Genomic DNA, 7,234 nt, shown 5'->3' on the forward strand with positions numbered 1-7,234 from the left:
GGTCAGGGTCGACGCGCGGCCCCGAGGCGCGCGAGGCGGCCCACCGCCTCGTGCAGCACGTCCTCGCGCTTGACGAACGTGAACCGCACGCGCGAGGCGAGCGCGCGCTCCGTCGGCGACCCGGGGGTGCAGAACGCGCTCACGGGCACGGCGACCACGCCCGCGAGCGCGGGCAGCTCGCGGCACAGCGCGGTGCCGTCGTCGAAGCCGAGCGGGGCGCCGTCGGCGATGACGAAGTACGTGCCCTGCGGCACGACGACGTCGAACCCGGCGCGCACGAGCCCCTCGCACAGCAGGTCGCGCCGCGCCGCGAGCGAGTCGGCGAGCGCGCGCGGCGTCTCGTCGTCGGACAGCGCGTCGGCGATCGCGGGCTGGAACGGCGCGCCCGACGTGTACGTGAGGAACTGCTTGACCGTGCGCACCGCGGTCACGAGCGGCTCGGGACCGTGCAGCCAGCCGACCTTCCACCCGGTGAACGAGAACGTCTTGCCGGCCGACGAGATCGTGATCGTGCGTTGCCGCATGCCCGGCAGGGTCGCGATCGGCACGTGCCGCGCGTCGTCGAACGTCAGGTGCTCGTAGACCTCGTCCGTCACGACGACGGCGTCGTGGCGGCGCGCGACGGCCGCGACCGCGTCGAGCTCGTCGAGGTCGAGCACCGTGCCCGTCGGGTTGTGCGGCGAGTTCACGACGATCAGGCGCGTGCGGTCGGTGACGGCGGCGCGCAGCGCGTCGACGTCGAGGCGGAACCGGTCCGGTCCGGGTACGAGGGGCACCGTGACGTGGTTCGCGCCCGCGAGCGCGATGCACGCCGCGTGCGAGTCGTAGAACGGCTCGAGCGTCACCACGTCGTCGCCCGGCCCGGCGAGCGCGAGGATCGTCGCGGCGAGGGCCTCGGTGGCGCCCGTCGTCACGAGCACCTCCGTCTCCGGGTCGGGGTCCAGCCCGTAGTGGCGGAACTGGTGGCTCGCGACGGCGTTGCGCAGCGCGAGGATCCCCGGCCCGGGCGGGTACTGGTTGTGCCCGTCCTCGATCGCGCGGACCGCGCCGTGCTTGACCGCGGCCGGTCCGTCCACGTCGGGGAAGCCCTGCCCGAGGTTGATCGCCCCGGTGCGCTGGGCGAGGGCGGTCATCTCGGCGAAGATCGTCGCGGCCACGGTGCCGTCGGCGCCGAGCAGTCCCGTGGCTCGTGCGGCGGCCTGCCAGCGGCCGGGCGGGAGGTCCGTCATGGCACCGACCCTAGCCGCGCCGGCGCCCACGATGTGGGACGCGCGGGGCGCCCGGACGACGCGCGGGCCCGGGATCGCGCGGATCGCGCACTCGCCGTCCACAGGGCTGTTCCCGGCGGGCGCCGGATGCCCTACTCTCGGCGGCGGATCTTTCGCGGACCGGCGGGGAACCGGCCGGCTGAGCAGGGGGAATGCTCGAGATGTCCACGGACACGCACGCCGTCGGCGTGCTCGAGAACGAGGTGCGCGAGCTCGTGCGCCGGCGCGGGGTCGACCCGCTGCGCGACCGCGCCGCCGTCGACGAGCTCGTGCGCGACGCCGTCGCCGACTACGAGACGCGCAGCGCACTGGGCGTCGTCACGCCGCTCGCCGACCCCGTCGCCGCCGGCCGCGCGCTCGTCGACGCCGTGGCGGGGCTCGGCCCGCTCCAGCCCTACCTCGACGACCCCGAGGTCGAGGAGATCTGGATCAACGCCCCGTCGCAGGTGTTCGTCGCGCGGGGCGGGCGGTCCGAGCTCACGACCACCATGCTCACCGCCGCCCAGGTGCGCGACCTCGTCGAGCAGATGCTCCGCTCGTCCGGCCGGCGCCTCGACCTGTCGAGCCCGTTCGTGGACGCCTCGCTGCCCGGCGGCGAGCGGCTGCACGTGGTCATCCCGGACGTGACGCGCCGCGACTGGGCCGTGAACATCCGCAAGCACGTCGTCCGCGCGTCGCACCTCGACGACCTCGTGCGGCTCGGCTCGCTCACGCCGCAGGCCGCGGCGTTCCTCGACGCGTCCGTCCGGGCCGGGCTCAACGTGCTCGTCGCGGGTGCGACGCAGGCGGGGAAGACGACGATGCTCAACGCGCTCGCCGGCTCCGTGCCGCCTACGCAGCGCGTGATCACGTGCGAGGAGGTCTTCGAGCTCCGCTTCGCGGTCCGGGACGTCGTGGCGCTGCAGTGCCGCCAGCCGAGCCTCGAGGGGACGGGGGAGATCCCGCTGCGGCGCCTGGTCAAGGAGGCGCTGCGCATGCGCCCGGACCGCATCGTCGTCGGCGAGGTCCGCGAGGCGGAGAGCCTCGACCTGCTCGTCGCCTTGAACGCGGGCGTTCCCGGCATGTGCACGATCCACGCCAACTCGGCCCGCGAGGCGATCACCAAGATGTGCACGCTGCCGCTGCTCGCCGGGCCGAACGTCTCGGACCGGTTCGTCGTGCCGACCGTCGCGTCGGCGATCGACCTCGTCGTGCACCTCGGCCTCGACGCCGACGGGCGCCGCGTCGTGCGCGAGGTGCTCGGGGTCACGGGTCGCGTCGAGCAGGGCGTGGTCGAGGCGGCCGAGATCTTCGTCCGGTCGGGCGACCGGCTCGTGCGGGCGGACGGCTTCCCTCCGCACGCCGAGAGGTTCGCGCGCGCCGGGATCGACCTCGCGGGGCTCCTGCGCCCGGAGAGCCACGGTGCGGTCGTCGGGGCGACCGACGACGCGTGGTCGGGGGTGCGCTGACGTGGGCGTCGCCGTGGGCTTCCTGCTGGGCGCGGGGCTGTTCTGCGTCTGGTGGTCGTTCTGGGCGCCGAGCCCGCCGCGGGAGCGCCGGCGCGACGGCTGGACCGCGCGCACGCAGGACCTGCTCGTGCAGGCGGGCGCGCCGTCGGTCACGCCCGGCGCCCTCGTCGCCACGAGCGTCGGCGTGGGCCTCGTCGTCCTCGGCGTCGCGAGCGTGCTCGCGCGGTCGGTGACGATCGGGACGTGCTTCGCCACGATCGCCGCTGCGGCCCCCGCCGTCCTCGTGCGCTCGCGCGCCCGGCGGCGTCGGGCGCGGCTGCGCGACGCGTGGCCCGAGGTGCTCGACCACCTCGCCTCGGGCGTGCGCGCCGGGTTGTCGTTGCCCGAGGCGGTCGGCCAGCTCGGGGAGCGCGGCCCGGTCGAGCTCCGCGAGCCGTTCGCGCGGTTCGCGCGCGACTACCGGGCCTCGGGCCGCTTCGGCGACTGCCTCGACCTGCTCAAGGACCGGCTGGCGGACCCCGTCGCCGACCGCATCGTCGAGGCGTTGCGGCTCACGCGCGACGTGGGCGGCACCGACCTCGGGCGCCTCCTGCGGACCCTGTCCGCGTTCCTGCGCGAGGACGCCCGCACGCGCGGGGAGCTCGAGGCCCGCCAGTCGTGGACGGTCAACGGCGCGCGGCTCGCGGTCGCCGGCCCATGGGTCGTGCTCGCCTTCCTCGCGACGAGGCCCGAGACGGCGGCGGCGTACAACTCGCTGACCGGCGCCCTGGTGCTCGGCGCGGGAGCGGCGTGCTCCGCGGCCGCGTACCACCTCATGCTGCGGATCGGGCGGCTGCCCGAGGAGGAGCGGGTCCTGCGATGAACGGCATCGACGTCTCGTTCCCCGGCGCCGCGATCGGCGCGCTCGGCGGGCTCGGCCTGCTCCTCGTGGTGTCCGGCGCGCGACGCCGCGCGATCCGGCTCGACGAGCGCCTCGCGCCGTACCTGCGCACCCAGGACCGCACGTCCGTGCTCCTGCGCGACCAGCCCGTCCGGACGCCGTTCCCAACGGTCGAGCGTCTGCTCGCGCCGCTCGTCGCCGATGCCGGCCGCGCCCTCGAGCGCTTCGGCTCGACGGCGTCCGACGTCCGCCGGCGCCTCGACCGCGCGGGCTGGGACCGGAGCGTCGACCAGTTCCGTGCGCGCCAGCTCGTGTGGGGCGTCGCGGGCCTCGCCGTCGGCACGTTCGCCGCGGTGGCGCTCGCCGCGACGCGCGGCTCGTCGGTCGTCTCGCTCGTCCTGCTCGCGCTCCTGTGCGGCGTGGGGGGCGTGCTGGCGTGCGACCAGGCGCTCACCCGGGCCGTGCGGCGGCGCGAGGAACGCATGCTCGCCGAGTTCCCCACGGTCGCCGAGCTCCTCGCGCTCGCGGTCACGGCGGGCGAGGGGCCGGTCGCCGCTCTCGAGCGCGTCACCGCGACGGCGCGCGGCGAGCTGTCGACCGAGCTCCGCGCGACCCTCGCGGCGGTGCGCGCCGGCGCCCCGCTGTCCCGCGCGCTCGAGCAGCTCGCCGACCGGACCGGGCTGCCGAGCCTCACGCGCTTCGCGGAAGGGGTCGCGGTCGCCGTGGAGCGCGGCACGCCCCTCGCGGACGTCCTGCGCGCCCAGGCCCAGGACGTCCGCGAGTCGGGCCGGCGAGCGCTCATGGAGGCGGGCGGGAAGAAGGAGGTGGCGATGATGGTGCCGGTCGTCTTCCTCATCCTCCCGGTGACGGTCGTGTTCGCGGTCTACCCGTCGCTCGCCACGCTCCGGCTCGGGTTCTGAGCCGCGCCCGCACGCACGACGCACAGGCCACCGCACGTGCGACGACCGACGCCTGACGAACGACCGACGACCAGCGCTGAACGACGAACGACGAACGACCAACGACGAACGACCAACGACGAACGACGACGACGGACGAAGGAGACAGGAATGCAGGGGTGGACGCGGTGGAGGGCGGTCACGCGCGGGACGGTCCGGGCGGCGGTGGTGCGGCTCGTCGACGGCGACCGGGAACGGGGCGACGTCCCGGGCTGGGTCCTCATCACGCTCATGACCGCGGGTCTGGTGATCGCGCTGTGGGCCGTCGCGGGTCCGGCGCTGACCCAGGCGTTCAGCACCGCGATCTCGAGCGTCGGTGCGCCCTGACGTGACGGTCGTCGGTCCCGGCCTCACGCGCGACGACCCGGAGCGCGGGTCAGCCGTCGTCGACTTCACCCTCGTCGCCGTCCTCGTGCTCGTGCTGTTCCTGGGAGTGGTCCAGGTGGCGCTCGCGGTGCACGTGCGCGCGACCCTCGTGGACTGCGCGGCCGAGGGGGCGCGGGTCGCCGGGCGGGCGGACCGCGGGCCGCAGGACGGTGCGGCGCGGACGCGCGCGCTGATCGGTGCCGCGCTGTCCCCGCGGTACGCCGAGGACGTCTCCGTGCGCCAGACCGTCGTCGACGGCCTCCCGGTCGTCGAGGTCACGGTCTCGGCCCCGTTGCCCGTGGTCGGGCTGCTCGGGCCGACGGGCGTGCTGACGGTCGACGGGCACGCGCTCGAGGAGGCACCGTGACACGCCGGACGCACCGCGCCGTCGTGCGGGTGCTCGCACGGCTCGTCGGAGGCTCGGACGGGACGCAGCGGGGGAGCGCCGTCGTCGAGTTCCTCGGGGTCGCGCTCGTCCTGCTCGTGCCCGTCCTGTACCTGGTGCTCACCGTCGGTCGCATCCAGGCCGGGACGTTCGCCGTCGAGGGCGCGTCCCGCGAGGCGGCGCGCGCGTTCGTCACCGCCGGCTCGGCCGAGGAGGGCGCCCGGCTCGCGACCGCGGCCGTGGTGCTCGCGCTCGACGACCAGGGGTTCACGCCCGGCGGCGAGAGCCTGACGATCGCGTGCACGACCGCGCCGTGCCTCGAGCCGGGCGGCGAGGTGACGGCGCGCGTGCGCCTCGACGTGCCGCTGCCGCTCGTCCCCTCGTTCGCGCGTGCCGTCGTGCCGCTCGCCGTCCCGGTCGAGGCGCAGCACGTCGCCTCGGTCGACGAGTACGCCGCGAGGCGACCGTGACGGCCGGCGGCGCGCGGCGCCTCGTGCCCGACGTGCAGGTGCCCGACGTGCAGGTGCCCGACGTGCTCGGGCACGAGGCACTCGCGCCCGGCACGCGGGACGACGCGGCCTCGGCCGGGGGAGGGCGCGAGGACGGCCGGATCATGCTCCTCACCACGGCGTTCGTCGCGTTCGCGCTGCTGCTCGTGACCGTCGTCGTGAGCGCGACGGAGGTGCACCTGGAGCGCAAGCGCCTCTACGAGCTCGCGGACGCGCTCGCGCTCGCGGCGGCCGACTCGATGACGCACGAGACCTTCTACACCGGCGCCGCGACGGACCCGGTCGACGGCGCGGTGCTCACGCTCACCAGCGGGGGGGTGCGGGCGGAGGTCACGGACTACCTCGCGCGGAACCCGGAGGCCCTCGCCGGCCTGCACGGCGTCACGGTGACCGACGCGTCGACCACGGACGGCCGGACGGCGACCGTGAGCCTCGCGGCGCGCGCGCGACCCGCGATGGTCAGCTGGGTGACCCAGCCCTGGAGTGATGGCATCATCATCCGTGCAGAGTCACGTGCCAGAGCGTGGTGAGCACCTGTTGCTGTTCGACGACGAGCATCCAGGAAGGGACGGTCGCAACGACGCGCGAGCATGCTCCCGCGCCTTTGTTCACTTTCTTAACTTTGGATGGCCACTTCTGGCTTGACCCTGTGAAAACCCCAGGTTCGCCGCTATGGTGATCCGGTCCGACAACAACTCCAACGATGGAGAGCTACAACATGAACGCACGAGCAACGAAGAAGCTCGTCGCCGGGGGTGCCCTCGGTGCGATGCTCATCGGCACGGTCGCCCTCGCGTCCGCTGCCTCCGCCGACCAGGTGGGCGACGACTCGAACGTCGACGTGTCGGTCGAGATCGAGTCGACCGTCGAGCCGGGCAACCTCGCCTTCAGCGTGGCCTCCAGCTCCACGACGCTGAGCGAGGTCGACTCGACCGTCCCCGAGACCCGTGAGTTCACCGGCACGCTGCCGGAGGTCACGGTCACCGACACGCGTTCGGCCGACCAGATCGCCGAGAACTCGTTCTGGTACGTCCTGGGCAGCGCCTCGGACTTCACCGGTGAGGCCGGCACGATCGGCGCCGAGAACCTGGGCTGGGCCCCGGCCCTGGTGAGCGGCAGCGACAGCGGCCTCGTCGAGGCCGGCGAGGGCGTCGACCCCGAGCTCGAGAACGGCCCCGGCCTCGTGGACCAGGACCTCCTCGTCTCGGCGTTCGACTCGACCGAGGTCAACCCCGAGGGCTCGTGGACCGCGAACGCGGACCTCACGCTCCGCACGGGTGAGGACGTCGCCGCCGGCGCCTACTCCTCGACCATCACGCTGTCCCTCTTCGAGGACATCGGCTGACCAGCCCCTCGTGACCCGGCGGCCGGCTCGACCGGCCGCTGACGGAGCAGTCCACGGCGGGGGGGGCCCCCCCC

At 74.8% G+C, this 7,234-nt stretch carries 9 protein-coding genes; 8 read left to right on the forward strand and 1 reads right to left on the reverse strand.

Features of this window, described 5'->3' with window-relative positions:
* Nucleotides 1-2: 2 nt before the first annotated feature.
* On the reverse strand, nt 3-1,229 hold the full coding sequence (locus GYH36_RS14825) for a pyridoxal phosphate-dependent aminotransferase (protein WP_162290234.1): 1,227 nt from the start codon (nt 1,227-1,229) through the stop codon (nt 3-5).
* 191 nt (nt 1,230-1,420) lie between these two features.
* Between GYH36_RS14825 and GYH36_RS14830 the strand changes: the two genes are divergently transcribed.
* The 8 genes from GYH36_RS14830 to GYH36_RS14865 all read left to right on the forward strand — a co-directional run bounded on the left by GYH36_RS14830 (nt 1,421) and on the right by GYH36_RS14865 (nt 7,160).
* Nucleotides 1,421-2,716: a TadA family conjugal transfer-associated ATPase gene (locus GYH36_RS14830; protein ID WP_246209436.1), complete on the forward strand. Its 1,296-nt coding sequence runs from the start codon at nt 1,421-1,423 to the stop codon at nt 2,714-2,716.
* Between the two features lies 1 nt (nt 2,717).
* Nucleotides 2,718-3,578: a type II secretion system F family protein gene (locus GYH36_RS14835; RefSeq protein ID WP_024842017.1), complete on the forward strand. Its 861-nt coding sequence runs from the start codon at nt 2,718-2,720 to the stop codon at nt 3,576-3,578.
* Nucleotides 3,575-4,516 (forward strand): type II secretion system F family protein, encoded by a 942-nt coding sequence (locus GYH36_RS14840; RefSeq protein WP_034605402.1) that lies wholly within the window; start codon nt 3,575-3,577, stop codon nt 4,514-4,516. Before GYH36_RS14835 ends, GYH36_RS14840 begins: the two co-directional genes overlap by 4 nt.
* Nucleotides 4,517-4,666: 150 nt before the next feature.
* Nucleotides 4,667-4,882, forward strand: a complete 216-nt coding sequence (locus GYH36_RS14845; RefSeq protein WP_024842015.1) for a hypothetical protein — start codon at nt 4,667-4,669, stop codon at nt 4,880-4,882.
* Nucleotides 4,872-5,288 carry a TadE/TadG family type IV pilus assembly protein gene (locus tag GYH36_RS14850; protein ID WP_312028656.1) on the forward strand — a complete coding sequence of 139 codons (417 nt, stop codon included), beginning with the start codon at nt 4,872-4,874 and terminating at the stop codon, nt 5,286-5,288. The genes GYH36_RS14845 and GYH36_RS14850 overlap by 11 nt, the downstream gene beginning before the upstream one ends.
* Nucleotides 5,285-5,776, forward strand: a complete 492-nt coding sequence (locus GYH36_RS14855) for a pilus assembly protein (RefSeq protein WP_203231896.1) — start codon at nt 5,285-5,287, stop codon at nt 5,774-5,776. Before GYH36_RS14850 ends, GYH36_RS14855 begins: the two co-directional genes overlap by 4 nt.
* Complete coding sequence (locus GYH36_RS14860; protein ID WP_312028657.1) at nt 5,773-6,345, forward strand: pilus assembly protein TadG-related protein; 573 nt, start codon at nt 5,773-5,775, stop codon at nt 6,343-6,345. Before GYH36_RS14855 ends, GYH36_RS14860 begins: the two co-directional genes overlap by 4 nt.
* A gap of 188 nt (nt 6,346-6,533) precedes the next feature.
* Nucleotides 6,534-7,160, forward strand: a complete 627-nt coding sequence (locus GYH36_RS14865; RefSeq protein ID WP_024842011.1) for a hypothetical protein — start codon at nt 6,534-6,536, stop codon at nt 7,158-7,160.
* Nucleotides 7,161-7,234 lie beyond the last annotated feature (74 nt).

Origin of the sequence: Cellulosimicrobium composti, assembly GCF_010287905.1 — a bacterium.
GTDB lineage: Bacteria > Actinomycetota > Actinomycetes > Actinomycetales > Cellulomonadaceae > Cellulosimicrobium > Cellulosimicrobium composti.

Excerpts from the sequence above, each read along its gene's own strand:
- GYH36_RS14845 (WP_024842015.1), top strand. The coding sequence starts at position 4,667 with ATGCAGGGGTGGACGCGGTGGAGGGCGGTCACGCGCGGGACGGTCCGG.
- GYH36_RS14865 (WP_024842011.1), top strand. The coding sequence starts at position 6,534 with ATGAACGCACGAGCAACGAAGAAGCTCGTCGCCGGGGGTGCCCTCGGT.
- GYH36_RS14830 (WP_246209436.1), top strand. The coding sequence starts at position 1,421 with ATGCTCGAGATGTCCACGGACACGCACGCCGTCGGCGTGCTCGAGAAC.
- GYH36_RS14840 (WP_034605402.1), top strand. The coding sequence starts at position 3,575 with ATGAACGGCATCGACGTCTCGTTCCCCGGCGCCGCGATCGGCGCGCTC.
- GYH36_RS14825 (WP_162290234.1), bottom strand. The coding sequence starts at position 1,229 with ATGACGGACCTCCCGCCCGGCCGCTGGCAGGCCGCCGCACGAGCCACG.